The 23,849-nt window shown below is 72.5% G+C and carries 25 protein-coding genes, 1 pseudogene and 1 riboswitch; of the genes and pseudogenes, 14 read left to right on the top strand and 12 right to left on the bottom strand.

Annotated features, from left to right (window positions below; genetic code table 11):
- Window positions 1–77 precede the first annotated feature (77 nt).
- The 3 genes from ACIBF7_RS34295 to ACIBF7_RS34285 are packed head-to-tail and all read left to right on the top strand — an operon-like array spanning window position 78 to window position 2,572.
- Window positions 78–1,220, top strand: coding sequence for an ABC transporter permease (locus ACIBF7_RS34295; RefSeq protein WP_364230768.1), 1,143 nt, complete (start codon window positions 78–80; stop codon window positions 1,218–1,220).
- Complete coding sequence (locus tag ACIBF7_RS34290) at window positions 1,217–1,942, top strand: ABC transporter ATP-binding protein (RefSeq protein WP_246640423.1); 726 nt, start codon at window positions 1,217–1,219, stop codon at window positions 1,940–1,942. Before ACIBF7_RS34295 ends, ACIBF7_RS34290 begins: the two co-directional genes overlap by 4 nt.
- Window positions 1,943–1,966: 24 nt before the next feature.
- Window positions 1,967–2,572, top strand: a complete 606-nt coding sequence (locus ACIBF7_RS34285) for a helix-turn-helix domain-containing protein (protein WP_364230771.1) — start codon at window positions 1,967–1,969, stop codon at window positions 2,570–2,572.
- Window positions 2,573–2,611: 39 nt separating this feature from the next.
- Here the strand turns inward: ACIBF7_RS34285 and ACIBF7_RS34280 are convergent, their stop codons facing one another.
- The 5 genes from ACIBF7_RS34280 to ACIBF7_RS34260 all read right to left on the bottom strand — a co-directional run bounded on the left by ACIBF7_RS34280 (window position 2,612) and on the right by ACIBF7_RS34260 (window position 8,319).
- On the bottom strand, window positions 2,612–3,382 hold the full coding sequence (locus tag ACIBF7_RS34280; protein WP_148031476.1) for an ABC transporter ATP-binding protein: 771 nt from the start codon (window positions 3,380–3,382) through the stop codon (window positions 2,612–2,614).
- On the bottom strand, window positions 3,379–4,179 hold the full coding sequence (locus ACIBF7_RS34275) for an ABC transporter permease (protein ID WP_148031477.1): 801 nt from the start codon (window positions 4,177–4,179) through the stop codon (window positions 3,379–3,381). Before ACIBF7_RS34275 ends, ACIBF7_RS34280 begins: the two co-directional genes overlap by 4 nt.
- Window positions 4,180–4,268: 89 nt before the next feature.
- Complete coding sequence (locus ACIBF7_RS34270) at window positions 4,269–5,735, bottom strand: ROK family protein (RefSeq protein ID WP_397199012.1); 1,467 nt, start codon at window positions 5,733–5,735, stop codon at window positions 4,269–4,271.
- A 48-nt stretch (window positions 5,736–5,783) separates the two neighbouring features.
- Window positions 5,784–6,788, bottom strand: coding sequence for an aliphatic sulfonate ABC transporter substrate-binding protein (locus ACIBF7_RS34265; RefSeq protein ID WP_397199011.1), 1,005 nt, complete (start codon window positions 6,786–6,788; stop codon window positions 5,784–5,786).
- Between the two features lie 43 nt (window positions 6,789–6,831).
- The gene (locus tag ACIBF7_RS34260) at window positions 6,832–8,319 is read right to left on the bottom strand and encodes a sulfatase-like hydrolase/transferase (RefSeq protein WP_397199010.1); all 1,488 of its coding nucleotides are present in this window, start codon (window positions 8,317–8,319) and stop codon (window positions 6,832–6,834) included.
- 168 nt (window positions 8,320–8,487) lie between these two features.
- On the opposite strand from ACIBF7_RS34260, the gene ACIBF7_RS34255 reads away from it, so the two are divergent.
- Complete coding sequence (locus ACIBF7_RS34255; RefSeq protein WP_397199009.1) at window positions 8,488–10,854, top strand: family 20 glycosylhydrolase; 2,367 nt, start codon at window positions 8,488–8,490, stop codon at window positions 10,852–10,854.
- On the opposite strand, the gene ACIBF7_RS34250 is transcribed toward ACIBF7_RS34255, so the two are convergent.
- Window positions 10,844–11,344, bottom strand: coding sequence for a class I SAM-dependent methyltransferase (locus tag ACIBF7_RS34250; RefSeq protein ID WP_397199008.1), 501 nt, complete (start codon window positions 11,342–11,344; stop codon window positions 10,844–10,846). The two genes, ACIBF7_RS34255 and ACIBF7_RS34250, sit on opposite strands and share 11 nt — an antisense overlap.
- 115 nt (window positions 11,345–11,459) lie before the next feature.
- Here ACIBF7_RS34250 and ACIBF7_RS34245 point away from each other — a divergent pair, with 115 nt between their 5' ends.
- Window positions 11,460–11,840 (top strand): cupin domain-containing protein, encoded by a 381-nt coding sequence (locus ACIBF7_RS34245; RefSeq protein ID WP_397199007.1) that lies wholly within the window; start codon window positions 11,460–11,462, stop codon window positions 11,838–11,840.
- On the opposite strand, the gene ACIBF7_RS34240 is transcribed toward ACIBF7_RS34245, so the two are convergent.
- Complete coding sequence (locus tag ACIBF7_RS34240; RefSeq protein ID WP_397199006.1) at window positions 11,837–12,214, bottom strand: MerR family transcriptional regulator; 378 nt, start codon at window positions 12,212–12,214, stop codon at window positions 11,837–11,839. The two genes, ACIBF7_RS34245 and ACIBF7_RS34240, sit on opposite strands and share 4 nt — an antisense overlap.
- Before the next feature lie 71 nt (window positions 12,215–12,285).
- Between ACIBF7_RS34240 and ACIBF7_RS34235 the strand changes: the two genes are divergently transcribed.
- Window positions 12,286–12,663: a hypothetical protein gene (locus ACIBF7_RS34235; RefSeq protein ID WP_271279983.1), complete on the top strand. Its 378-nt coding sequence runs from the start codon at window positions 12,286–12,288 to the stop codon at window positions 12,661–12,663.
- A 43-nt stretch (window positions 12,664–12,706) separates the two neighbouring features.
- Here the strand turns inward: ACIBF7_RS34235 and ACIBF7_RS34230 are convergent, their stop codons facing one another.
- From ACIBF7_RS34230 to ACIBF7_RS34215, 4 genes are all read right to left on the bottom strand, one after another.
- Entirely contained in the window at window positions 12,707–13,477 is a 771-nt protein-coding gene (locus ACIBF7_RS34230) for a glycoside hydrolase family 25 protein (RefSeq protein ID WP_187281150.1), read from the bottom strand.
- 11 nt (window positions 13,478–13,488) lie between these two features.
- Window positions 13,489–13,622: riboswitch (cyclic di-AMP (ydaO/yuaA leader) on the bottom strand.
- A gap of 223 nt (window positions 13,623–13,845) precedes the next feature.
- Window positions 13,846–15,939: a bifunctional polysaccharide deacetylase/glycosyltransferase family 2 protein gene (locus ACIBF7_RS34225; RefSeq protein WP_345483123.1), complete on the bottom strand. Its 2,094-nt coding sequence runs from the start codon at window positions 15,937–15,939 to the stop codon at window positions 13,846–13,848.
- 173 nt (window positions 15,940–16,112) lie between these two features.
- On the bottom strand, window positions 16,113–16,709 hold the full coding sequence (locus tag ACIBF7_RS34220) for a hypothetical protein (RefSeq protein WP_397199005.1): 597 nt from the start codon (window positions 16,707–16,709) through the stop codon (window positions 16,113–16,115).
- A 101-nt stretch (window positions 16,710–16,810) separates the two neighbouring features.
- Window positions 16,811–17,038 (bottom strand): hypothetical protein, encoded by a 228-nt coding sequence (locus ACIBF7_RS34215; protein WP_397199004.1) that lies wholly within the window; start codon window positions 17,036–17,038, stop codon window positions 16,811–16,813.
- A gap of 4 nt (window positions 17,039–17,042) precedes the next feature.
- Between ACIBF7_RS34215 and ACIBF7_RS34210 the strand changes: the two are divergent.
- From ACIBF7_RS34210 to ACIBF7_RS34200, 3 genes and pseudogenes are all read left to right on the top strand, one after another.
- A pseudogene (locus tag ACIBF7_RS34210) lies at window positions 17,043–17,543 on the top strand (hypothetical protein); the annotation flags it as partial.
- Window positions 17,544–17,555: 12 nt separating this feature from the next.
- On the top strand, window positions 17,556–18,224 hold the full coding sequence (locus ACIBF7_RS34205; RefSeq protein ID WP_148031486.1) for a nitroreductase family protein: 669 nt from the start codon (window positions 17,556–17,558) through the stop codon (window positions 18,222–18,224).
- Between the two features lie 111 nt (window positions 18,225–18,335).
- Window positions 18,336–19,244, top strand: a complete 909-nt coding sequence (locus tag ACIBF7_RS34200) for a hypothetical protein (protein ID WP_148031487.1) — start codon at window positions 18,336–18,338, stop codon at window positions 19,242–19,244.
- Window positions 19,245–19,332: 88 nt separating this feature from the next.
- Here the strand turns inward: ACIBF7_RS34200 and ACIBF7_RS34195 are convergent, their stop codons facing one another.
- Window positions 19,333–20,328, bottom strand: coding sequence for a sulfotransferase family protein (locus tag ACIBF7_RS34195; RefSeq protein ID WP_397199003.1), 996 nt, complete (start codon window positions 20,326–20,328; stop codon window positions 19,333–19,335).
- A 56-nt stretch (window positions 20,329–20,384) separates the two neighbouring features.
- Here ACIBF7_RS34195 and ACIBF7_RS34190 point away from each other — a divergent pair, with 56 nt between their 5' ends.
- The 5 genes from ACIBF7_RS34190 (at window position 20,385) to ACIBF7_RS34170 (ending at window position 23,839) form a co-directional block, all read left to right on the top strand.
- Window positions 20,385–21,701: a lanthionine synthetase LanC family protein gene (locus tag ACIBF7_RS34190; RefSeq protein ID WP_397199002.1), complete on the top strand. Its 1,317-nt coding sequence runs from the start codon at window positions 20,385–20,387 to the stop codon at window positions 21,699–21,701.
- A 34-nt stretch (window positions 21,702–21,735) separates the two neighbouring features.
- On the top strand, window positions 21,736–21,861 hold the full coding sequence (locus ACIBF7_RS34185) for a hypothetical protein (RefSeq protein WP_397199001.1): 126 nt from the start codon (window positions 21,736–21,738) through the stop codon (window positions 21,859–21,861).
- Window positions 21,858–22,376: an NADPH-dependent FMN reductase gene (locus ACIBF7_RS34180; protein ID WP_148031488.1), complete on the top strand. Its 519-nt coding sequence runs from the start codon at window positions 21,858–21,860 to the stop codon at window positions 22,374–22,376. The genes ACIBF7_RS34185 and ACIBF7_RS34180 overlap by 4 nt, the downstream gene beginning before the upstream one ends.
- A gap of 74 nt (window positions 22,377–22,450) precedes the next feature.
- Window positions 22,451–23,380: a sulfite exporter TauE/SafE family protein gene (locus ACIBF7_RS34175; protein WP_148031489.1), complete on the top strand. Its 930-nt coding sequence runs from the start codon at window positions 22,451–22,453 to the stop codon at window positions 23,378–23,380.
- A 72-nt stretch (window positions 23,381–23,452) separates the two neighbouring features.
- The gene (locus ACIBF7_RS34170) at window positions 23,453–23,839 is read left to right on the top strand and encodes an RrF2 family transcriptional regulator (protein ID WP_397199000.1); all 387 of its coding nucleotides are present in this window, start codon (window positions 23,453–23,455) and stop codon (window positions 23,837–23,839) included.
- Window positions 23,840–23,849 lie beyond the last annotated feature (10 nt).

Raw genomic sequence — 23,849 nt, 5'->3', positions numbered from 1 at the left:
TGGTATCTTGCCAACGGCGCGTCGGGAAGTCGGGGCGCTCGTCCGTCCCGTGAAATCCCTTCCTGTGAAGGAGTGCCATGTTCCTGGCCTGGCGCGAGCTGGTCTTCGCCCGCGCACGTTTCGGCCTGATGGGCGGAGTCGTCGCCCTCATAGCGATCCTCGTCGTCCTGCTGTCCGGCCTCTCCTCCGGGCTCGTCAACGACGGTGTCTCCGGGCTCCAGCGGTTGCCCGTCACCGCGTTCGCCTTCGCCGAGGGGACCAAGACCGACTCCGCCTTCTCCCGCAGCACCGTCAACGTGAACCAGGCCGAGACGTGGAAGGGCCGCGACGACGTCGGCGACGCCGTCCCGTTCGGCAACATGCTGGTCAACGCCAAGGTCACGACCGCCGCGGGCGCCCAGACGCCGATCGACCTGGCCCTGTTCGGCGTCGACCCCGGCTCGTTCCTCGCACCCGCCGTCTCCGACGGCGCCGGACTCGGCGACCCCGACGGGATCGTGGTCAGCCAGACCGTCCTGGACGACGGCGTGGCCATCGGCGACACCGTCGTCATCGACCGCCTGGGCACCCGGCTCAAGGTCATCGGCACCACCGGCGACCAGCGCACCTTCGGCCATGTCGACGTGGCGTACCTGCCGTTGCGCGCCTGGCAGCAGGTGCACGCGGGCGCCGGGCCGGGTGACGAGGCGCGCGAGGGAGCGTACGAGGAGGCCACGGCCATCGCCCTGCGCGCCCGGGACGGTAACGAGATCGACCTGTCCGGCGGCGACGCCGCGGCGGGCACCACGAGCATGACGCTGGAGGACTCCTTCGGCGCCTCCCCCGGCTACACCGCCGAGATCTCCACGCTCACGCTCATCCAGGTCTTCCTGTACGCCATCTCCGCGCTCGTCGTCGGGACGTTCTTCACCGTGTGGACGATCCAGCGCAAACACGAACTCGCCGTCGTACGGGCCATGGGCGCCTCGACCGGCTACCTCATGCGCGACACGATGATCCAGGCGACCGTCATCCTGACCGTGTCCACCGCCGTGGGCTTCCTGATGGGAGTGGGCGGCGGCGCGCTGCTCACCACCACCCCCATGCCGTTCGCCCTGGAGGCGGGCCCGCTCGTCGTCGCCGCCCTGCTGCTCGTCGGCCTCGGCCTCGCCGGCGCCGCGGCGGCCGTGGGCCGCATCGTCCGAGTCGACCCGCTCGCAGCCCTGGGAGGGCAGAGATGACCACCAGCCACACGTCCCCGCGCCCGGACTCCCGCCGGACCGGCGCCGAGGAACGCGGCGGCCTGCGGGTGGAGGGCGTCACCCTGGCCCTCGGCGACGGCGACGCCACCGTCACCGCGCTCGACGACGTCCACCTCCACGTGGCGTCCGGCGAGTTCGTCGCCGTCGTCGGGCCCTCCGGTTCCGGCAAGTCGAGCCTGCTCGCGGTCGCCGGCGCGCTCACCACGCCCGACACCGGCCGGGTCCTGCTCGACGGCGTCGACATCTCCCGGGCGAGCTCCCGGGAGAAGGCACGCCACCGCCGCGAACGGATCGGGTTCGTCTTCCAGTCCGGCAACCTCATCCCGGCCCTCACCGCGCTGGACCAGCTCCGCTTCGCGCTCGACGTGGCGGGCAGGCGCGCGGGTGACGGTCACGACCCGCGAGAGCTGCTCGACCGGGTCGGCATGGGCCACCGCGCTGGACACCGGCCCCATCAGCTGTCCGGCGGCGAGCGGCAGCGCGTGGGCATCGCCCGCGCACTCGTCACCCGCCCGGCGGTGTTGCTGGTGGACGAGCCGACCGCCGCACTCGACCGCGCCCGCAGCGACGACATCGTCACGTTGCTCGCGCACGAGACGCACGAATCCGCCGTCGCGACGATCATGGTCACCCACGACCACGATGTGCTCGGCCACTGCGACCGCGTCCTGTCGATGGTCGATGGGAGACTGTCGGAGTAGGCCGACCATGGTGGAGGAGGGCACGTGCCGCGCATCCGGGCGTCGACCGTCGCCGAGCATCGGGCCGCCCAGCACCGGGCGCTGCTCGACGCGGCCAGGGAGATCCTCGCGGAGACCGGCCGGCCGCCCACGCTGAGCCGGGTCGCGGCGCGCGCCGGGCTGGCCCGGCCCAGCCTCTACCAGTACTTCCGGTCATCGGAGGACCTGCTCAACGCGGTGGTGGAGGACGTCTTCCCCCGCTGGTCGGCCCGGGTCGCCGCCGCGATGGACGCCGCCGCGACCCCGGCCGACCGCGTGCTCGCGTACGTGCTGACCAACTTCGAGCTCATCACCGAGGGCGAGCACGCGCTGGCCACCGTCCTCGCGGAGGTCGCACCGGGCGACACGGTCGCCGAACAGAGCCGCACCATGCACCAGCAGCTCCTGGAGCCGCTCGTGGAGACGCTGCACAGCCTCGGCGTCCCCGCGGTGCCCGAGACGGCGGAGATGATCAACGCCATCGTGTTCGCCGGGTCCCGGCTGATCGAGTCCGGCACCGACCTGCGGACCGTCTGGGAGTCGGCCAGGGCCCTGCTGGAGCCGTTCCTGCGCGCGACCGGCACGGGCCCGGCCCCTCCCGAGGCGACGTGACCGCCGGCCGGCCGGGGGCGCCCGCCCCCGGCGTACGGGTCAGGCCGCGGGGGCCTGGTGGTAGACCGAGTGCCACACCTCGTTGCGGATGCGGGAGAACTCCGGTGACAGCCGCACCTCCTCGGTGCGCGGGTACGGCAGGTCCACGTCGATGATCCGGTGGATGCGGCCCGGCCGCGCCGCCATGACCACGACCCGGTTGGCCAGATAGACGGCCTCGTCCACGTCGTGCGTGATGAACATGACCGTGCGCCGCTCCCGGCTCCACGTGTCCAGCAGCTGATCCTGCAACTGCACGCGGGTGAGCGCGTCCAGCGCGCCGAACGGCTCGTCCATGAGCAGCACCTGCGGCCCGACCGCGTAGGCGCGGGCGATCGCGCAGCGCTGCTTCATCCCGCCCGACAGCGTCTTGGGCAGCGCGTCGGCGAAGTCCGTCAGCCCCACCAGGTCGATCGCGTGCTGGGCGCGGCGGTGCCGCTCCTCGGCGGAGATCGGCTGGAGCCTGAGCCCGAACTCGACGTTCTTGCGCACGGTCAGCCACGGGAACAGCGCGTACTGCTGGAAGATCACCCCGCGGTCCGGCCCCGGTCCGGTGACCGGCGCGCCGTCCAGCAGGATCCGGCCCGTCCCCGGCTCGACCAGCCCCGCCGCCATGCCCATCAGCGTGCTCTTGCCGCACCCCGACGGGCCCACGACGGTGACGAACTCACGGTCGGCGATGTCCAGGTCCACCCGGTCGAGGGCGAGGAACCGGCCGCCCTTGAGCTCGAACGTCTTCGACACGCCCTGGAAGGAGATCTTGGTGTTCATCGGCGTTCCTGCCATCCGGTGAATCGGCGCTCGGCCAGCAGCAGCAGCCGGTCCATGATCAGGCCGAGCACGCCGATGCTGATCAGACCCACGAAGATCGTGGGCAGGTCGTAGTAGAGCTGCGCCTGCTGCATCCGGTAGCCCAGCCCTTCCTGGGCGGCGATCAGCTCGGCCGCCACCAGCGTCCCCCAGGCCGCGCCCAGCCCGATCCGCATGCCGACGATGATGAAAGGCGTCGAGGCCGGCACCACGACCTTCAGGAAGATGGTCCGGTCCGAGGCGCCCAGCACCCGGGCGGCGTTGATGAGCGTCTTGTCCACGTCGAGCACGCCCTGGAACGTCGAGACCACGCTCGACAGGAACGCCGCCAGGAAGATGACGAACACCTTCGGCGTCTCGCCGATGCCCATCAGCAGGATGGCCAGCGGGATGATCGCCAGGGGCGGGATCGTACGGAAGAACTGCACGTACGGCTCGATCAGGGCACGCGCGGTGGCGTACCAGCCCATCAGGAAGCCGACAGGGATGGCGAGCAGGGTGCCCAGCGCGAAGCCGGTGAACACGCGGCGCAGGCTGGCCAGCATGTCGTTGGTCAGGGTGCCGTCGGCGACCAGCTCGACGCCGCGAGCGGCCACCTCGACGGGGCCGGTCAGGCCCGTGATGCCGGACATCGACAGCGCCGTCCACGCGCCCAGGCCCGCCAGGACGGCGACCACGTTCAGGACGAGGGTGCGGCCCGGCCGCCGGAGCCGGCGGCCGGGGGAGGGGGGAGGGTCGGTCACGCTCACGGCGGTCATGTTCTGGGACTCTTCATGGCTCAGTGGAGATCCTCTTCGGTGGCGCAATAGCCCACAGGGTCCTGAAATATTGGGCTTTTTCGGACAAATCACGGTAGTGCGGGACGGAGGTGGGCGGGGATCGACGGCTCCTCGTGCAGCAGGAGCGCGATCGCGCCCATCGCCGAGGCGTTCACGCCGAGGTCGGCCTGGGTGACCTCGATCTGGCGGGGCGACCGGGGCAGCGCCTGACGGGAGATCGCGTCCCGGATGGGGTCGAGGACCAGGCTGCCCAGCGCGGCCAGCTCGCCGCCCACCACGACCAGCGCGGGGTCGAGCTGGGTGACCGTGCCCGCCAGCACCCGGCCCAGGTCGGCCGCCGCCGAGGCGACCACCTCGCACACCGCGGGCACCCGGTCCTGAGCGGCGGTGACCAGCTCGTCCAGGCCCGCCAGCGGCACCCGGCGCGCGGCGCAGGCGTCCAGCAGGCGCTGACCGCCGATGCGGCCCTCCAGGCAGCCCCGGCCGCCGCAGTGGCAGGGCGGGCCCCCGGGGTCGAGCGAGACGTGGCCCACCTCGCCGCCCGCGCCGTGCGCGCCGCGCAGCAGCCTGCCGCCGGCCAGGAACCCGCCGCCCACGCCGACGGACCAGCGCACGTACACCATGTCCCGGACCGGCCTGGCCACCCCCCAGGTGGCCTCGGCCAGCGCCGCCAGCCTGGCGTTGTTGTCCACCGCCACCCGCACGCCGAACTCCTCGGCGACCCGCAGGGCGAGCGGCAGGTAGCGCGCGGGCACCCCTTCCGGCAGCCCGCCGGAACCCGCGCGCGTTCCCGACGGTCCGGCCGGTCCCGCAGATCCGGCAGTGCTGGATCGCGCGTGGGGTCCGGGAGGTCCGGCCACGCCCGCCGGTCCGGCATTGCCGGACCGCGCGTGGGGTCCCGCAGGTCCGGCCGCGTCCGCGGAGTCCGAGGGGTTGGACGGCGCGTTCGCGGGTTCCCAGGGGCCGGACGGTGCGTCCGTGGGTTCCCACGGGCCTGACGGTGCGTCTGCTGGTTCCGAGGGGGAGGGTGTGGTCGGTGCTGGGGTGGGGACGTGGTCGTCGAGCACTCCGACCAGGCCCAGCCCGACCGCCTCCAGCGCGCCCAGGCTGATCCCGCGCTCCGCGGCGACCTCGCGGACGAGCCGCACCGCCGCCTCCGCCTGCTCCGCCGGGGCGGCGTCCTCGCGCAGGGCGGCCGAGGCGGTGGCGACGACCTGGTGCGCGGCGTTGGCCACGGCCAGCCGTACCCGGCCCCGCCCCAGGTCGAGGCCCAGGAGCAGGCCGGCGGCCGGGTTGAGCGAGACCAGCGCGGCGGGCCTGCCCCGGCCGCGCGGCTCGGCAGGCACCGCCTCGGTCTCGATCACCGCATCCCTTTCCATCAGGTCGGAGATGATGGCGAACAAGGTCGTACGCGACAAGCCGGTGCGCTCGGTGAGCTGGGCGCGGCTCAGCGCGCCCGCCGAGCGCAGCGCGGACAGCACGGCGTCCTCGTGCACCCGCCGCAGCCGCTGCAGCGCGTCAGTGGGGGTCGACATGGCACCATGATGGTGGGCGACGGATTTCTGTCATCTTCTCGCGGAAAATCAGCCCGCGGCCGCCGACGCGTACAGGTCGGCGGTGAAGTACGTGGCGGGGTCGGGTGACTCGGTCAGCTTGCCCATGGTGACGAAGATGTCGGCCAGGCCCTTGTACCATCCGGCCACCGAGCCGTCCTCGGCCATCTTCCGCAGCTCCGCCGTCGGCACGATCTTCGTCACCGCCGAGGCGCCCTTGAACTGCTCCCCGGGCGCCTTCAGGAACGTGGCCGTCAGCGTCTCGGCCTCGGCCGTGTTGGCCGCCACCCAGTCGTTGCCCTCCTGCAGCACCTTGAGCACCTTGGTGACGGTCGCGGCGTCCTCGGCGACCAGCTCGTTGCGGGCCACGAAGGAGCTGGGGAAGCTGAGCGCGGGATAGTAGTCCTCGCTCTTGGTCAGCTCCACCAGGTCGGGCACGTTCTTCTTGATGGTGTCGATCAGCGGGTACCAGATGGCCGCCGCGTCGATCTGCTTGCCGCTGAAGGCGGTCACCACGGTGCTCGGGTCCATGTTGACCTTCTCGACGTCCTTGCCCGTCAGCCCGGCCTCCTTCAGCGCCAGTTCGAGGATCATGTCGCCGGAGGTGCCCTCGGGCACGCCGATCTTCTTGCCCTTGAGGCCGGCGATCGAGGAGATGCCGGAGCCCGGGTGGACGATCACACGGTCGGCCATGCCCAGCATGTTCGGGGCGATGATCTTGGCCTTGCCGCTGGCGGGCAGCCAGGTGGCGCCGGAGCCGATGTAGCCGAAGTCGATGTCGCCCGAGCCGAGCGCCTGGATCTGCAGCGGGCCGTTGGTGAACACCTTCAGCTCCGGCTCCAGCCCGTGCCTGGCCCACAGGCCCTGCTTGTCGGCGGCGGCGAGCACCGCCGCGCCGGCGAAGTCGGCGATGTAGCCGAAGCGCACCTTCGCGGGCTCGGCGCCGCCCTCCTCGGAGGAGGAGCCGCACGCGGTGACGGGCAGCAGGATGGCCAGGGCCGCGAGGGCGGCGGCCAGTATGCGAGGACGCCTCATCGGGAGGTCCTTTCTGGGTTCACGGGTGGGATGACGGGCGGCATCAGGCCACCTCGTCAGCGACGCCGTCCACGTCGGGGGCTCGGCCCTCGCCGATGTCGGCCATGTAGCTCATCCAGCTGTACGCGGGATCGCCGCGGCGCAGCAGCTCCTGGTAGAGCCGCGCGGTCATGTCACGCCGGACCGCCGCGTAGGCGGGCACGGCGTAGACGTTGCGCAGCTCGTGCGGGTCGCTGTCCAGGTCGTACAGCTCGTGCACGCCTTCGGGGTTGAACACCAGCTTGTGGCGGTGGTCCCGGATCATGCGCTGGGAGTAGGGGAAGTGGTGGCCGTGGAACTCGGTGACCACCGAGTCGCGGCCCTCGGGCGGCTCGCCGCCGATCAGCGGGAGCAGGCTCGCGCCGTCGCACGGATCCTGCGGCGGCAGCCCGGCGAGGTCGAGGATCGTGGGGTTGAGGTCGATCAGCGTGGCGAAGGCGTCCACGGTCCGCGCCGGGGCGCCCGGCACCCGGACGATGCCCGGGATGCGGTAGATGTCCTCGTACATGGCGGGGCCCTTGTCGTTGAGCCGGTGCGCGCCCGTGAACTCGCCGTGGTCGGCCGTGAAGATCACCGCCGTGTCGTCCCACAGACCCAGCTCGCGCAGGGCGGAGAGCAGGCGCCCCACCTGCGCGTCGATCAGCGACACGTAGCCCCAGTAGGCGGCGATCAGCCCGCGCCAGGCGTCGGCGTCGAAGTGGTCGGCCGACCAGTACTCGGAGTAGCGGCGCTGCACCTCGGGTTTGCCGTCGAAGGTCTCGGCCATGGACTCCGGCAGCGGCACCCGCTCCGGGTCGTACATGTCGTAGAACTCGTCCGGGATCAGGTACGGCAGGTGCGGCCCGTACCAGTGGCAGGACAGCACGAACGGCCTGTCGCCGCGGTGGAAGTCGCCGGCGTAGCGCTCCAGCAGTTCCAGCGTGCGGTCGGCGAGGAAGGTCTCCACCGTGGCCGCCGCTGGCTGCTTGAGGCGGCCGGCGATCAGGTGGCCGCGGCCGGTGCCGTTCTGGGCCGTGCCGAAGACGGGCCGCTCCACCGCGAACGGGGGATGGCCGTGCTCCTTCAGCCAGCTCTGGTAGGAGGGGTGGTGGAACGGGTTCAGCGCGCCCGGCAGGTGCTCGCCGTCCATGCCGTAGAACTCGGGGCCCCGTTCGCGGCCGATGTGCCACTTGCCGACGTGGCCCATGTTGTAGCCCGCGACCAGCAGGGGCTCGGACATGACCGGCTGGCCGGCGGCGACCTCGTCGCGTCCGCCGCCGTTGCGCTCCGGGTTGACGAGCATGCCGTGCCGGAACGGGTGCAGGCCGGTGAAGAGCGAGGCCCGCGCCGGGGTGCAGATGGCGGTCGGCGTGTAGAACCGGTCGAAGCGCGTGCCCTCCGCCGCCAGGCCGTCCAGCGCGGGCGTGCGGACCTCCGGGTTGCCGTAGCAGCCGAGAGTGTCCACCCGATGCTGGTCGGTCATCAGGAACAGGACGTTGCGTGGACTGGTCACCCGTACTCCGATCGCTCATTTTTTCCTGGGCGTTTACGTTAAAGGTGACCAGCGCTGACCGCAAGAGGGGCGACCTGGGCGTTACCGCTACTTTATTTCCGCTCTCTTGACGTTAATCGGCAAGGGTGATCACACTGTGCGAACCACCGCGCATCGATAAGGAGTCCCATGCGCCGCTCCCTCGTGGCCCTAGCGACCGCCGCGCTCTTAACTCCCGCACTCACCATCCCCGCACCGGCCCAGGCCGCCGCCGGGCCCGTCAACCTCGCGCTCGCCGGCGCCGCCACCGCCTCCAGCGTCGAGCTGGACCGCGCCGACTTCGCGGCCGCGCACGTCAACGACGGCGACACCGCCACCCGCTGGTCATCGAAGTACCAGGACGACAACTGGGTCCAGGTCCAGCTCGCCGCACCCGCCAAGGTCGACCACGTGACACTCCACTGGCCGAACGCCTGCGCGCGCGACTTCGTCCTGCAGACCTCGGCCGACGGTCAGACCTGGACCGACGTCGCCTCGCTGCGGCGCGACACCTGCCCGCGCACCGACGTGATCGACGTGCGCTCCGCCGAGCCGGTCTCGTACGTGCGCGTGCACGGGAAGCAGCGCTGGGCCGCGTACGGTTACTCGATCTCCGAGTTCGAGATCTGGGACGGTCCGCCCGCCGCCCCCGAGCCCACGCTCGGCCTGCTGCCCAAGCCGGTGTCGCTCACCGAGACCGGCGGCGCCCCGTACACGCTGCACCGCAACACCCGCGTCCTGGCCCTCGGCGACGGCGCCCAGGCGCCCGCGAACCACCTGGCCCGCCTGCTGCGCCGGGCCACCGGCCACAAGCTGACGGTCGCCGCCGCCGGTCGCGGCCCGGCGCCCATCGTCATCGAGGTCGGCGCCGGCAAGGCGCCCGAGGGCCACGAGGCCGAGGGTTACACGCTGTCGGTGACCGCCGCCGAGGTGCGTATCCGTGCCGCCACCCCGAACGGCGCGCTCCACGGCGTCCAGACGCTCCGCCAGCTCTTCCCGCAGTGGGCCGAGTCGGGCGAGGTCGTCGGCGCCGAATGGACGGTGCCCGCCGTGGAGATCACCGACTACCCGCGCTTCGCGCACCGCGGCATGATGCTCGACGTCGCCCGCAGCTTCTACCCGGTGGACGAGGTCAAGACCTACATCGACGCCGCCGCCCAGTTCAAGGTCAACCGCCTGCACCTGCACCTGACCGACGACCAGGGCTGGCGCATCGCCCTCGACGACCCGGAGAGCAACCCGTCCGGCATCGACTACGGCGCCATCACCGAGGTCGGCGGCGCCACCGCGATGACCGAGCGGGGCACCGAGCCCGGCATCACCGGCTTCTACACCAAGGCCGACTACGCCGAGATCGTCCGCTACGCCGGCGAGCACGGGATGACCGTCATCCCCGAGGTCGACCTGCCCGGCCACGTCAACTCGGCGCTGCACTCCATCCCGCAGCTCAACACCCCGGGCGCGCGGCCGGCACTCAAGCCGGGCGAGACCACCGTCCCGCACAACGGCACCGGCGCCGTCGGCTACTCCTCCCTGGACGCGCACAGCTCGGTCACGTACGAGTTCGCCGAGCACGTGCTCACCGAGATCGCCGCCATGACCCCGGGCCCCTACCTGCACATCGGCGGCGACGAGGCGTTCTCGACCAGCCACGCGGACTACGTCAAGATGGTCGACGCCTTCACCGGCAACGTGCGCGCCCTCGGCAAGACCGTCGTGGGCTGGAACGAGTACGCCGGCACCGCGCTGCCGCGGGACAACGCGGTGGTGCAGTTCTGGAACGGCAACCGGAACGCCGTGGCCGCCGCCGTGAACGACCGCGGCGCCCAGGTCGTGCTCTCCCCGGCCGCGCACGCGTACGTGCCGCAGAAGCAGGATTCGCGCCAGCCCGAGGGCGGCACCTGGGCGTGCGGCGGGCCGTGCGGCCTGGACCGCCACTACAACTGGGACCCCGGCACGTACATCCCCGGCATCCAGGAGAGCAGCGTGCTCGGCGTGGAGTCGGCGGTGTGGGGCGAGTTCATCCGCCGCGTCGAGCAGGCGCAGTACTACGCCTACCCGCGTCTGATCGCCACCGCCGAGGTCGGCTGGACACCCCAGGACCAGCGGGACTACGCCGACTTCAAGAACCGCCTGGCGAAGATGGGCGGCAGGCTGACCGTGCAGGGCACGAACTTCTTCCCGACCGCCGACGTGCCCTGGCGGCTGGAGATCCTCGGCGGATCGGTGAGCACCCGCACCGGCCGGCCCACCGGCGCCTCCTGGACCCTCACCGCGCCCGGCCACACCGCCGCCGGCCTGGAGGCGGCCGTCACCTGGAGCGACGGCGTCCAGGAGCCCGTGACCCCGGCCACCACCAGGGAGGGAAGCATCCCCGGCATGCGGATCAACGCCGCCTTCACCGTGACCTCGGCCAGGACCTTCAGCCGGCCCGGCACCTACACCGGCACGCTGACGGTCCGCACGCCGGGCGGCGCGCCCGTCACCGGGGACCTGACGGTCACCGTCACGGGGTGAGCTCACCCTTCAGGCACAGCAGGAGACCGCGCGTCAGGGCGGTGGACGTGAAGCCGGACCCGGCGAGCGCGGCCCGGACCTTGACCGCGATCTCCTGCGCCTTGGCGGCGCCCGGCGGCTCGTAGAACAGGTAGAGCGAGCCGCCGGGCGCGAGCGCCTGCCTGACCGCCGCCAGCTCGGCGGCGGGGGAGCGGGTCCAGAAGACGTTCACGTTGACGGCGAACACCTTGTCGTACGGGCCGCCGGGCAGCCCGCCGCCGTCGAGCTCCGCCTGCTCGATCACCGCGGCGCCCGCCTCGACGTGGCGGGCGTTGCGCTCGCGTGCGGCCTCGACCGCCGTCGCCGACCGGTCGATCGCGGTGACGGAGGCGGAGCGCTCGCAGAGCAGTCCGACGGCGACGCCTCGGCCGCAGCCGATCTCCAGAACCCGCTCGCCCGGCCGCGTTTCCAGGGTCTCGACGGCCCACAGCAGCCTCTCCGGCACCTTCATGGCGGCGAAACTAGCACCGCGCCCGGTGTCCGCCTGCCGGACATAACGTTTATGTCAGCTTTTGTCCTGGCAAGAGTCATACGCCAGCTTGAACCGCGAGACACAGGAGCCGACCGTGCACCATTTCGCGATCGCCACCGTCGCCGAAGAGAGCACCGACTTCCGCCGGGTCCTGTGGACCGGGGAGAAGGTCCAGGTCGTCACCATGACCATCCCGCCGGGCGGTGAGATCGGCGAGGAGGTGCACGAGGACACCGACCAGATCCTCACCTTCGTCTCCGGGACCGGCGAGGCCCGTGTCGGCGGTGAGGTCCGTCCGGTGAAGGCGGGCGACCTGGTCGCCGTCCCGGCGGGCACCCCGCACAACTTCGTCAACACCGGCGCCGCACCGCTCGTGCTCCACACGGCGTACGGGCCGCCCGAGCACGCCGACGGCACCGTGCACAAGACCAAGGAGGAGGCCGACCTGGCCGAGGCCGGCGAGGTCTCGCGCTAGAAGGACAGGCCGGTCGGGAAGCGGCAGTCGCCGGAACGGCAGTCGGCGAGGCTCCGGGCGGCGAGGTCGCGGGCCCGGGCCAGCTCGGCGATCCTGGCGTCGATGCGCTCCACCACCGCTTCCAGCCGCCACCGCTCGCTCGCGCAGGTCGCGCCGCCCGCGTCGTGGGAGCGCAGGGCGCCGGCCACCTCGTCCAGCGTGAAACCCAGCTCCTGCAGGGCCTTGGCGGCGCGGATCCTGGACACCGCCGACGCGTCGAACACCCGGTAGCCCGACGGTCTGCGCCCCGCCGCCGGCAGCACGCCGCGGCGCTCGTAGAAGCGGACCGTGTCCACGCTGACCCGGGCCTCGCGGGCCACCTCGCCGATCTTCACACCGTTCTCCTCTTGACTCTGAACCTAGGTCCAGACTCTACGCTCCGGAAGTGACGGAAGGAGAGCACATCATGGACACCCCACCGATCGTCTGCGACATGACCACCGCCCGCGACACTCCCGAGGAACGGCTGGCCGAGTACCGGCGGCTGTTCGGCGAGGCGCTCACCGGACGCGAGCGGACCGCCGGGGGCATCCGGTTCCGGTTCCGCGCCGGTGACGGGGTCGAGGAGTGGGTACGGGATCTCGCCGCGCGGGAGAAGGCGTGCTGCGCGTTCTTCACCTTCGAGGTCACGGCGCCGGGTGACGAGGTGATCTGGGACGCCGCCGCACCCGATGACGCGGGGCCGATCCTGGAGGAGTTCTACCTGCTGCCGGAGACGGCGGTGGGCCCGGCCGAGCTGCTGCGGCGCATGGAGGAGCGTGGGCTCAGGATCCACCAGGGCTGAGACGACTGTGACGCCTCCCTCGCGGGAGGCGTCACAGAGCGGGTCAGGCCGGACGGCCCAGGCTGCGGAGCTGGTCGGGGGTCAGGGCGGAGACGTTGTGGTCGATCGGCTTGTCGGAGTACTGGTGGATGGTCCACGACTTCCAGTCCGCCGGCGGGGTGATCTCGCCCTTGGGCTTGCTGTAGTGGGCCACCCAGAGCGGGTACTCCGACAGTCCCGCGCCGTAGGTGTCGGCGAAGTGCCAGCCGCTGTAGAACAGCGGCGTGACGCCGGTCTTGGCCTTGACGTGCGACAGCCAGGCCTTGGCCCAGGCGTTCACCTCGGAGACGGACCTGCCGTTGGTCGTCTCCAGGTCCAGCACCAGCAGGTCGCCGGGCTTGGCGGGCTGGGAGTTCACCACCGAGAGGAAGTGCTCGGCCTCGGCGATCGGGTTGTTGCGCGGGTGCGCGTAGTGGTAAGCGCCGCGCACGATGCCCTTCTTGTCCAGCTCCTGCCAGTGCCGGGCGAAGGTCTTGTCGGTGAAGCCGGTGCCCTCGGTGGCCTTGATGATGCCGAACTCGGCCGGGCTGGCCTCCCAGTCGTGGTCGGGCTGGTAGTTCGACACGTCCTGGCCGTACGTGAGCTGGGCCGCCTGCTGCTGGGCGATGGCCGGGTTCGGCTCGACGGGGGCGGCGGCGCCGCCGGTGGCGGCGATGGCGGTGCCGGTCACGCTGGCGACGGCGGTGGTCCCCGCCAGCAGCGCGCCGGCGAAGGCGTACTTGAGACGGTTGCTGGGACGGTACTTCAGCGCAGCGGCAAGCCGAGGCTTGGGCATGAGGAAATGACTCCTTGCTTCCATGCCGCCTACCGGGTTAGCTGACGGGTTCGGAGTTGGAAGTCCCCTACGGACGCTGGCGTCCGATTCACCCCAGGAAGTGGGTCCCCGGCTCCGCGAGACGCGGATTCGGCGGCCGTGCGCTGCCCTGGCGTGAGGGGGACACCGTCAGGACAGCGCACGGTCCGGTCAATCGATGCGGCAACAGAGTTGAGGTATCACCGCGAATACGCAAAAGGTATATATGCAGACAAAAATATTGCAAGTATGACATATCCGGTTTGGAGGTTCGGACCCGGGGTAACACCCCCGAAACCCCTTGTACGTAAGGGAATCCGGCCTCCGGGTAAAATCTCCCGCCGGTGCCGTCACGGCGCCGCGAAAGTGCCCTGCCTGCGCACCGTGTGCCAGCGCAGCCGCACCCCGAGCAGCGCGGTCGCCACCGACTGGAACACCACCAGATACATCAGCTGCCGGTACACCAACTGCTGCAGCGGCAGCACCCACAGCGCCGACACCCGCTCCCGGTCCAGCCGCAGCGCGTACCAGCCCGCCGCCGCCTGCACCACCACGAACCCAGCCCACACCGCCACCGCCGGCAGCGGGTCGCCGACCGCCGTGTGGTAGACGGCCATCAGGTCCACCACCGGCGCCAGCAGCGGCAGCAGCACGTGGAACAGCGCCAGGTAACCCAGGCAGCGGCGGCCGAACGGACCCGGCTCGGCCAGCGCGCGGCGGTGCTTCCACATCGCCTGCATCGTGCCGTAGCACCAGCGGTAGCGCTGCCGCCACAGCTGCCCCAGGGTCGCGGGCGCCTCCGTCCACGCCAGCGCCCGCTCCTCGTACACCACCCGCCAGCCCGCCCGGCACAGCGCCATCGTCAGGTCGGTGTCCTCGGCCAGCGTGTCGGTGCTCACCCCGCCGAGCCCGACCAGCGCGCCGCGCCGGAACGCGCCGATCGCCCCCGGCACCGTCGGCATGCAGTCGAGCAGCTCGAACGCGCGCCGGTCCAGGTTGAAGCCGATCACGTACTCGACGTGCTGCCAGCGGCCGATGAGCCCGCGCCGGTTGCCGACCTTGGTGTTGCCGCTCACCGCGCCCACGCGGGGGTCGGCGAGCCGGCGCACGAGATGCCCGATCGTGTCCGGCTCGAACACCGTGTCACCGTCGACCATGACGAGGAACTCGTGGCGCGCGTGCCGGATGCCGGTGTTCAGTGCGGCGGCCTTGCCGGCGTTGTCCTGCCTGATCACCCGTACTCCCGGCAGCCGCGGCCCGGCGGCGGCCTCGGCGGTGCGGTCCGTGGAACCGTCGTCCACCACCAGCACCTCCACCGGCCCGGGGTACGCGGTCGCGACGAGCGAGCGCACGGTCGCGGCGATCCCCGCCTCTTCGTTGTACGCGGGCACGATCACGCTCACCCCCGGCGGCCGTTCCCAGGTCAGGGCCGGTCCCGGACCCCGGGAGCGCCGGGCGTGCACCCGGGCCAGCACCACCAGGAGCAGCAGCCGGGCCAGCGTCAGCACGCCGGTGGCGAACAGCACCCACCACAGCGCGTCCGTGAACGCGTTCGCCGCGCGCTGCGCCAGGCCGAGCGCGGCGCCGGCGATCCGCTCCGGCTGCGCGGCCGGCCGGTGCGCCGACGGCATGCCGAGCGCGGAGGTCAGCGTCTCGGCGCGGTAGCCGGCCCGGTCCAGCCGGTCGAGCAGGCGGCAGACGGCCTCGACTGTCTGGGCGCGGTCGCCGCCGGAGTCGTGCATCATCACCACCGCCCCGCGCCCGCCCCGCGGGAACGCGGCCCTGGCGATGCCGGCCGCGCCCGGCCTGCTCCAGTCCTCGGTGTCGAGGTCGGCCAGCGCGATCAGGTAGCCCTCGCGGCCGAGCATCGCCAGGGTGTCCCACTGCTCGCCGGTGATGGCGTCAGGGGTCGAGGAGTACGGAGGGCGGGCCAGCATCGTGTGCAGCCCCGTCGCCCCGGCCAGCGCCTTCTGGGTGAGGTTCAGCTCCAGCTCGGCCCGCCAGGCGGGGACGGCGGACAGGTCGGGATGGGTGTAGGTGTGGTTGCCGATCTCGTGTCCCTCGGCGACGATCCGGCGGGTCAGCTCCGGATGGGCGGCGATCTTCGAGCCGACCGTGAAGAACGTCGCCTTCGCCCCGTGCTTCTTCAGCGCGTCCAGCACGAGCGGCGTCCACTCGGGGTCGGGCCCGTCGTCGAACGTCAGCGCCACCGTGCGGGCCTTCGGGCGGGCGCCGGCCGGCTTGTCCCCGGTCAGGTCGAGCACCGGGCCGCTGCGGCGCACCGGCTCCAGCCACGACGCCGGGTCCCCGCCGCCTCGCTGGGGCCCGGTCTCGCCGACCACGTTCTTGACGAACCCGTCGAGCGTCAGCGCGCACCCCGCCAGCGCCACCCCGGCCAGCAACATCAGCCAGTGCCCCGAAGGCTCCACACCCCGCCCGGCCACCCGCCTCCTGCCCCGCCGCCGCCCACCCCGACGGACGTCACGCCCGTACGCCGGACCGGGCACCCGATCCGCCGCCTGCCCGATCGTCCCGCCGAGACCCGGGTCATGTGCCTGCCCCCATCCGGGCGCGGGAGCGCTGTCCGGTTGTGGGACGGGGCGTCTGCGGCGGGGGGTCATGAGGGGGTTCCGGGGGTGGTGGGGTTCCGGGTCTGGGAGGGCTCGCCGGTGGGGTCCGGGGAGGGGGTCGCGGCGGGTTCCGGTTGCTGGGTGGGGGTGGTCTCGCCGGGGGGTGCGGTGTCGCGGGCCGTCTCGGGTTCCACGGCCGCGCCCGTGTCCGGGGGCTCGGACGTACGGGACGGCCGCGCGGACGGTGAGGTGGGGCGGGCGGACGGGCTCTTGGCTCGCGTACGGGAGGGCGCGGCGGTGGTGCGCCGGCCGGAGGCGCGCGTGGGCGCTGACCGGGTCGGCGCCCGCCGGGACCTGGACCGGGAAAGGGACGGCTCAGGCTCAGCCTGCTCGCTGCCGGGACCGGCGTCTTCGGAGGGCGTGCCGCCGGGCGGCGGGCTCGCGTGCCGGCTCGGCCAGCCGCCGGCCGGCAGCGGAGTGTCCGCGAGCACCGCGCCCACGAGCGTCACCGTCGCCGCCAGAGTGAGCGTGCTGACCAGGACCGCGCCCATCGTGAACCACCTCCTCCGCCGGCCGCTGTGGTCGACGAAGACCGCGCCGCTGGGCGGCGAGGGTTGCTCTCGGGCGGGGGTGAGGGGCGACATGGCCTGCTTCTGGGAAACCGGGGGGTGGGGACAGCTGATCATGTATAGACGATCATGCTGACGTCAAGTTGATGCTCGAACACAAGTTCGTAAAAATCAATCTATGTATAACGAGAAGAAAATAGTTGACCGACGCCGTCGTGGGCGCCCGCGTGCGCGGCCTGTACGCCGACCCTGGCAAGATCCACCAGGTCGAGGGCGAGCACTTCGCGGTCCACGGCCCGCTCAACGCGCCGCGCCCGCCCCAGGGCCACCCGCTGCTGGTGCAGGCCGGGCTCGTCGGAGGACGGCAAGGAGTTCGCCGCCCGCCACGCCGAGGCCGTCTTCACCGCGCAGCAGACGCTGGAGGAGGCGCGCGCGTTCTACGCCGACGTGAAGGGCGGGCTGGCCCGTCACGGCAGGCGGCCGGACGAGCTCCTCGTGCTGCCGGAAATCTCGCCGATCACCGGGTCCACCGAGCGTGAGGCGCTGCGCCTGGAGAAGGAGCTGGAGGACCTCGTCATCCCCGCGTACGGGCTCACCCAGCTCTCCCCCATGACCGGCATCGACCTGACCGAGGACGACCTGGACGGCCCGCTGCCCGACGTGCCGGCCGGCACCGAGGGCGCGCGGAGCCGGCGGCGGCTCGTCGTCGACCTGGCCAGGCGCGAGCGCCTCACGGTCCGCGGGCTCCTCCTTCGTCGACCACGTGGTGCCGGAGCCGCGGTCCAGAGGGCTGTTCCGGCACGAGTACGAGGGACGCACGCTGCGCGGGCACTACGGCCTCGACCGGCCCGCCTCCCGTTACACGGCCGGGCAGGAGGCGCTCGCATGACCTGCGGACGTCGTTTTTGACAGGATGAGATCATGACGATCCTGCCGCTGAGCCCCGACGAGCTGCTCACCACCACCCGCAGCGTCCGCAAGCGTCTCGACCTGCGCCGGCCCGTGCCGGCGGAGCTCGTACGCGAATGCCTGGAGATCGCCCTGCAGGCGCCGAGCGGCGGCAACCGCCAGGGCTGGCACTGGATCGTGGTGACCGATCCCGGCCTGCGCGCCCGGATCGGCGACTACTACGGGCGTTCCGTACGCGCCTACCACGCGTCGGGGTCGTCCGCAGGGAAGCTGTTCCAGGACGACCCGGACCGGGCGGCGACGCAGCGGCGCATCTCCGACAGCTCCGCCTACCTGGGCGAGCACATGGGGGAGGTGCCGGTGCTGGTCATCCCGTGCATCGAGGTGCCCGGCGGCGGGTTCCCCGAGGGAAACCAGGCGGGGCTGTGGGGGTCGCTGCTCCCCGCCGCGTGGAGCTACATGCTCGCGGCGCGGGCGCGCGGCCTCGGCACCGCCTGGACCACCCTGCACCTGGCGTACGAGAGCGAGATCGCCGAGCTGCTCGGCCTGCCGGCGGAGGTCCGGCAGGGCGCCCTCATCCCGACCGCCTACTACACCGGCGACACCTTCAAGCCCGCCCCCCGGGTCCCGCTCGACCAGGTGCTCCATCTGGACGGCTGGTCGCGTCCCGGGCCGTCCTGATCCCGCGCTCCGCGGCTGGTTCTATGGCAAAGTAATCGGAAATACATAGATTGGCCAAGGAGAGGGTGGATCCACATGAGCGCCTCCGGTACGGGGCCTAGTCTCGGGCGCATGCCGATCGATGAGAACGCCGCCGCAGCCTGGCTTCCCGACCCCGCCCGCTCGGTGGTCGCGGTCGTCCCGCCGGGCGCCGGCGACGGCCACTGGGCGGGCGCGCCCTGCGCGGTGGCCGCCGACGGGTTCGTCTACCTCGCCTACCGGCTGCGCAGGCCGGTCGGGGAAGGGCGCGGCCACGCCGTCGTGGTGGCGCGCTCCGCAGGCGGCGAGCGGTTCGAGACCCTGCTGACCATCACCAGGGACGAGATGGACGCCGAGTCCCTGGAGCGCCCGTGGCTGACGACGACGGAGGACGGGCGCTGGCGGCTCTACCTGAGCTGTGCCACCTACGGGAGCAAGCACTGGCGGGTGGAGGTGCTGGAGGCCGCGGCCCCGGCGGCCTTCGACCCCCGGCTGCGCGCCACGGTGCTGCCCGGCGACCCGAAGACCGGGGTCAAGGACCCGGTGATCGTCCGCCGGGGCGGCACCTGGCACCTGTGGGCCTCCTGCCACCCGCTGACCGGGCCGGGGGAGGAGGACCGGATGGTCACCGACTACGCCACCAGTGCCGACGGCCTGGCCTGGACCTGGCACGGCACCGCGCTGACCGGCCGTCCCGGCTGCTGGGACGCGCGCGGCGTCCGGGTGAGCGCGGTCCGTTTCACCGATGACGGCGTGCTCGCCTTCTACGACGGGAGGGCGAGCGCGGCGGAGAACTACGAGGAGCGCACCGGCGTCGCGGCCGGGACGGACCCGGCGGCGCTCACCCCGCTCGGGTCCGAGCCGTTCGCCGCCTCGCCGTACGCGGGCGGCGGGCTCCGCTACCTGGACGTGGTCGACCTGCCGGACGGCGGCGTTCGCCTCTACTACGAGTACACCCGCTCCGACGGGGCGCACGAGCTGCGCACCGAGCTGCGGCGCTGACCGGCGTGCACCCCGGCGCGGTGAAGACGCGCGATCAGCCGCTCCGGCGGGGAGCCGAGCAGCATCCCGGCGCGGCCCCGGCCCGCGATCACCCGATCAGGGGGCGGCCGTTGCGGGCCTGGCGCTGGCCGTCCGGCCGCACGCCGAACTGCCCGCCCGAACGCTCCCTGGGCCGCACCCAGTCGCCGAAGTCCTCGCCGGTGACGCGCTGCAGCAGCTCGATGTCGTCGGCGAAGCGCGGGATGAGCTGCTGCCGCTGCTCCCAGGTCAGCGGGCGGCGGGCGGCGGACCGCCGTTGCAGCAGGTGCTCCACCGGCTCCGTCAGCGCCCGCGCCAGCCCGTAGGGGAGCGCGCGGCCGGTGCGGGCCAGCGCCCGCAGGGCCGCGGAGAGCAGCAGGTGCCTGCCGCCCGCGTCCGGGTGCGCGGTCACGTTCTCCCTCGGCGCCTCGGTCAGCAGGCCCTGGTCCACGCCGAGGAAGGCGCAGATGCGGTCCAGCGTGTGCGCCGGCCGGTCGACCAGGTCGCGGTAGCGGAAGACCAGCACCTGCTCGCGTGGGAACAGGGTGAACAGATGGGCGAGTTGCTCGCCGTACCTGCCCAGCCGGACGTAGTGCCAGAAGTGCGCCCAGCCGTCCGCGACGCGCCGCTCCTCGGCGGCGCACGCGCGCACCACGTCGCCGATCGGCTCCAGCCCCGCCGACCACAGGTGGGTCCAGTTGGAGTGCGCCCGCTCCACCGGGTCGCGCAGGATCGCGATGAGCCGCGCGTGCGGGATCGCCGCGTGGATGCGGCGCTGCGCGTCCAGGTCGTAGAGGTAGAAGGGGGTGGCCTCGCCGCGCGCCGCGCCCGGCGGCGCGGCGGCGAACAGCGCCTCGTAGTCGGCTCTGCGCCACACGTGCTCCCGGTAGGTCTGCTGGTCGCCGGGCCCGCCGCGGTCCGGCGGCGGGCCGTCCGTGAGGAAGAACTTGGGTTCCTTCACGGGCGGCAGGTAGAGCCCGGGGTGCTCGCGGAGCGCGGCGTGCAGGGCGGTGGTCCCGGCCTTCGGAGCGCCGATCACCAGGAAGTCCGGCAGGGGCATCGTCATCGTCCTTCCGTCGGTATAACCTTATTTTCCTACCAAAAGTATGGGATAATCTAGCCGTGAGCCTGGATGAGATGCGCCCGCAGAGAACCAGGGCCGACTCCCCGCTGACCGCCGCCATCTCGGCGGGCCGGTGGATCCGTTCCGCCGCCGTCGACGACGACCACGGCAGGCACTGGCTGGCCAACCCCGACGCGCGCGGCAGGTCGGCCGTCACCCCGGAGCCGTCCTCCCTCTATTCGGGAGCGGCCGGCATCGTGCTGTTCTTCCTGGAGCTGGCCGCCGCCACCGGGCACGAGGCGTACCTGGAGGACGCCCGGGCCGGCGCCCGCAGGCTCGCCGCCACCTGGCGCGAGCAGCGCGACCCCACCCTGTACCACGGGCTGACCGGCACCATGGTCGCGCTCATGGAGGCCGGGTGGGCGCTCGGTGACGACCTGTTCGAGGTGGAGGCGGCGGCCATCGCCGACGAACTCGTCCGCAGAGGGCGCGAAGGCGGCGACGGCGTCGGCTGGTCCCGCGAGCCGGCCCAGCGCGGCGACGGCGGCATCGTCCTCGGCCTGCTGCGCGCCGCCGCCCACTTCGGCGCGCCCGCGTACGAGGAGGCGGCCGTCGAGGCCGGGCTGCGCATCGCCGCGCTGCCCGTGCCGGGCCACCGCTTCGGCGACTGCGCCGACCTGCCGCTGGACGCGGTCACGCCGGGCTTCCTGGCCGGCACCGCGGGCACCGCCTTCCTGCTCGCCCGCCTGTACGGGGTGACGGGGGAGGAGGTCTTCCTGCGGGCCGCGCGCCGGGGCGCGAGTTTCGTCCGCGAGCTCAGCGTCGTGACCGGTCAGTGCGCGGTCGTCCCGCACCACGTGCCGCAGGCCAGGCAGCTGCACTACCTCGGCTTCTGCTCGGGGTCGGCCGGCGTGGCGCGGATGTTCTACGAGCTGCACCGGGTGGACGGCGACCCGGGCGACCTGGAGTGGGTGGAGCGGCTCGCGAACGGCGTGGTGCGGAGCGGAGTGCCGCGCCGCCGCACCGACGGGTACTGGAACGTGGCCTGCCAGTGCTGCGGCACGGCGGGCCTGGTCGAGCTCTTCGTCGGCCTGTGGGCGGCGACCGGGCGGCGCGCGCATCTGACCTTCGCCCGCTCGCTGGCCGACGACCTGATCAGCCGGGCCACCGACCACGACGGGCGGGGTTACCGCTGGTATCAGGCCTACCGGCGGCTGCGGCCCGCCGAGGTGACGGCCGACACCGGTTACCTGGTCGGCGGGGCCGGCATCGGGGCCGCGCTGCTCCATCTGGACGCCGTCGAGCACGCGCGGCGCGTCATCCTCCTCCCCGACAACCCGTTCCCCGCCATCCCGGTGCCGTCCGCGGCCCTATAGCGTCTATTTCATGTATTTCAGATAGGAATAACTCATGCCAGAGCACGACTACCCCGGCGACGTCCACTGGTACGACCTGCCGGACGACGAAGTGGAGCTCGACGAGGCCCCCGTGCCGCAGAGCCGGCTGAGCCGTCTCATCCCCTGGAGGGCCGCATGAGCCTCGTCGTCCTGGTCGGCAACCCCCGGGAGGGCTCCCGTACGCGCGGCGTGGCCGTCGAGGCCGCGCTGGCGGTCGGGGAGCGGGTCGGCCTGCCGGCGCCGCACGACGTCATCGACCTGGCGGGCCTCGGTCCGCACCTGCTGTCGCCGATCCCGTCGGCCGACGTGGAGGTGGCGCTGGAACTGGTCGCCGAGGCGAGCGTGCTGGTGGTCGCCAGTCCCACCTACAAGGGCACCTACACCGGCCTGCTCAAGGCGTTCCTGGACCGGCTCCCGCCCCGGGCCCTGGCCGGCACGGTCGCGCTGCCGCTGCTGGTCATGGGGGATCCGGCCCACTCTCTGGCGGTGGAGGTCCACCTGCGGCCGCTGCTGGTGGAGCTGGGCGCCACCGTGCCCACCCCCGGCCTGGCCGTGCTGGAGTCCCGGCTGCCCGATCTTCCGGAGATCCTCGCGGGCTGGGCGGAGCGGGTCGCCCCCCAAGCCAGTATCCAGTCCAAGAAAGTAGGGATTTAGGGCTTGACCGAGCCCCGTCCCTGCTTCAGGATTAACCCTACAAGTTAAGTAGGATTTATCGGAAAGGGTCGATCGTGCGAGCACTCCTCCTGCTCGGGCTGGTCGGTTTCGCGGCCCAGCTCGTCGACGGAAGCCTGGGCATGGCCTATGGCGTCACCTCCACCACACTGCTTCTGGCGATCGGCACCAACCCCGCCGCGGCCTCGGCGACCGTGCACCTGGCCGAGATCGGTACCACGCTGGCCTCGGGCATCTCCCATTGGCGCTTCGGCAACATCGACTGGAAGGTCGTCGGCAAGATCGGCGTACCGGGCGCGATCGGCGCGTTCGCCGGCGCGACGTTCCTGTCCAGCCTCTCGACCGAGGTGGCGGCCCCGGTCATGTCGCTCATCCTGCTGACCCTGGGCGTCTACATCCTGGTCCGCTTCACCGCCTACGGGCTGCCTCGGGGCAACCTGGGCAAGCCGCTGCGCAAGCGGTTCCTGGCCCCGCTGGGACTGGTCGCCGGGTTCGTCGACTCGACCGGTGGCGGCGGCTGGGGCCCGGTGGGCACCCCCGCCATCCTGGCCAGCGGCCGGCTGGCGCCGCGCAAGGTGATCGGGTCGATCGACGCCTCGGAGTTCCTGGTGGCGATCGCGGCCAGCGTGGGCTTCCTCGTCGGCATCGGCTCGGAGAACATCGACTTCGCCTGGGTGGCCGTGCTGCTGGCCGGCGGCGTGATCGCCGCGCCGATCGCCGCGTGGCTGGTCCGCCACATCCCGCCGCGCATCCTCGGCTCGGCGGTGGGCGGCCTCATCATCCTGACCAACGTGCGCACGCTGCTGCGCAGCGACTGGATCGACGCCTCCGGCGGCGTGCAGACCGTCGCCTACCTGGCCATCGCCATCCTCTGGGCCGGCGCGATCACCTACTCGGTGCGCGAGTACCGCAAGGACAAGGCCAACGAGTCGGTCGACGCGTACGAGGCCGAGCTCCGCAAGGAGGAGCCCACCGCCTCCGCCTGACCCACCGGACCGCCCGCAGGGCCCGGCCCCCGCCTCCGGGAGCCGGGCCCTTTCCGACCAGCACGGGAATCCATGAGAATCTCCGCACGCACCCAGTACGCCCTCGCCGCCATGATCGCCCTCGCGGAGGCCGGCGGCCCGGTGCACGCCGAGCGGGTCGCCGACTCGCAGGAGATCCCCCGCAGGTTCTGCGACAACATCCTGCTCCAGCTGCGCCGCGCCGGCCTGCTGCACAGCCAGCGCGGGCCCGACGGCGGCTACTGGCTCGCCCGGCCCGCCGCCGAGATCTCCCTGGCCGACGTCATCCGCGTGACCGAGGGGGTCGAGCAGGCCACCCGGCAGTTCCCCCGGGCGGCCGCGCCCCTGGACGCGATCTGGGCCCGCCTGCGCGACCACGAGAACTCCCTGCTCAGCGAGGTCACCCTCGCGGACGTCATGGCCCGGTCCGCGCCCTCCTAGAGCGCCCATG

This window comes from Nonomuraea sp. NPDC050478, from assembly GCF_044458265.1.
Classification (GTDB): Bacteria; Actinomycetota; Actinomycetes; order Streptosporangiales; family Streptosporangiaceae; genus Nonomuraea; species Nonomuraea ferruginea.
The sequence above is the reverse complement of the archived record's forward strand: the minus strand, read 5'-3'. Positions and strand labels throughout refer to the sequence as shown.

Excerpts from the sequence above, each read along its gene's own strand:
- ACIBF7_RS34295 (WP_364230768.1), top strand. The coding sequence starts at position 78 with ATGTTCCTGGCCTGGCGCGAGCTGGTCTTCGCCCGCGCACGTTTCGGC.
- ACIBF7_RS34290 (WP_246640423.1), top strand. The coding sequence starts at position 1,217 with ATGACCACCAGCCACACGTCCCCGCGCCCGGACTCCCGCCGGACCGGC.
- ACIBF7_RS34280 (WP_148031476.1), bottom strand. The coding sequence starts at position 3,382 with ATGAACACCAAGATCTCCTTCCAGGGCGTGTCGAAGACGTTCGAGCTC.
- ACIBF7_RS34275 (WP_148031477.1), bottom strand. The coding sequence starts at position 4,179 with ATGACCGCCGTGAGCGTGACCGACCCTCCCCCCTCCCCCGGCCGCCGG.
- ACIBF7_RS34270 (WP_397199012.1), bottom strand. The coding sequence starts at position 5,735 with ATGTCGACCCCCACTGACGCGCTGCAGCGGCTGCGGCGGGTGCACGAG.
- ACIBF7_RS34265 (WP_397199011.1), bottom strand. The coding sequence starts at position 6,788 with ATGAGGCGTCCTCGCATACTGGCCGCCGCCCTCGCGGCCCTGGCCATC.
- ACIBF7_RS34255 (WP_397199009.1), top strand. The coding sequence starts at position 8,488 with ATGCGCCGCTCCCTCGTGGCCCTAGCGACCGCCGCGCTCTTAACTCCC.
- ACIBF7_RS34250 (WP_397199008.1), bottom strand. The coding sequence starts at position 11,344 with ATGAAGGTGCCGGAGAGGCTGCTGTGGGCCGTCGAGACCCTGGAAACG.
- ACIBF7_RS34235 (WP_271279983.1), top strand. The coding sequence starts at position 12,286 with ATGGACACCCCACCGATCGTCTGCGACATGACCACCGCCCGCGACACT.
- ACIBF7_RS34230 (WP_187281150.1), bottom strand. The coding sequence starts at position 13,477 with ATGCCCAAGCCTCGGCTTGCCGCTGCGCTGAAGTACCGTCCCAGCAAC.
- ACIBF7_RS34220 (WP_397199005.1), bottom strand. The coding sequence starts at position 16,709 with ATGTCGCCCCTCACCCCCGCCCGAGAGCAACCCTCGCCGCCCAGCGGC.
- ACIBF7_RS34205 (WP_148031486.1), top strand. The coding sequence starts at position 17,556 with ATGACGATCCTGCCGCTGAGCCCCGACGAGCTGCTCACCACCACCCGC.
- ACIBF7_RS34200 (WP_148031487.1), top strand. The coding sequence starts at position 18,336 with ATGCCGATCGATGAGAACGCCGCCGCAGCCTGGCTTCCCGACCCCGCC.
- ACIBF7_RS34195 (WP_397199003.1), bottom strand. The coding sequence starts at position 20,328 with ATGACGATGCCCCTGCCGGACTTCCTGGTGATCGGCGCTCCGAAGGCC.
- ACIBF7_RS34185 (WP_397199001.1), top strand. The coding sequence starts at position 21,736 with ATGCCAGAGCACGACTACCCCGGCGACGTCCACTGGTACGACCTGCCG.
- ACIBF7_RS34180 (WP_148031488.1), top strand. The coding sequence starts at position 21,858 with ATGAGCCTCGTCGTCCTGGTCGGCAACCCCCGGGAGGGCTCCCGTACG.
- ACIBF7_RS34170 (WP_397199000.1), top strand. The coding sequence starts at position 23,453 with ATGAGAATCTCCGCACGCACCCAGTACGCCCTCGCCGCCATGATCGCC.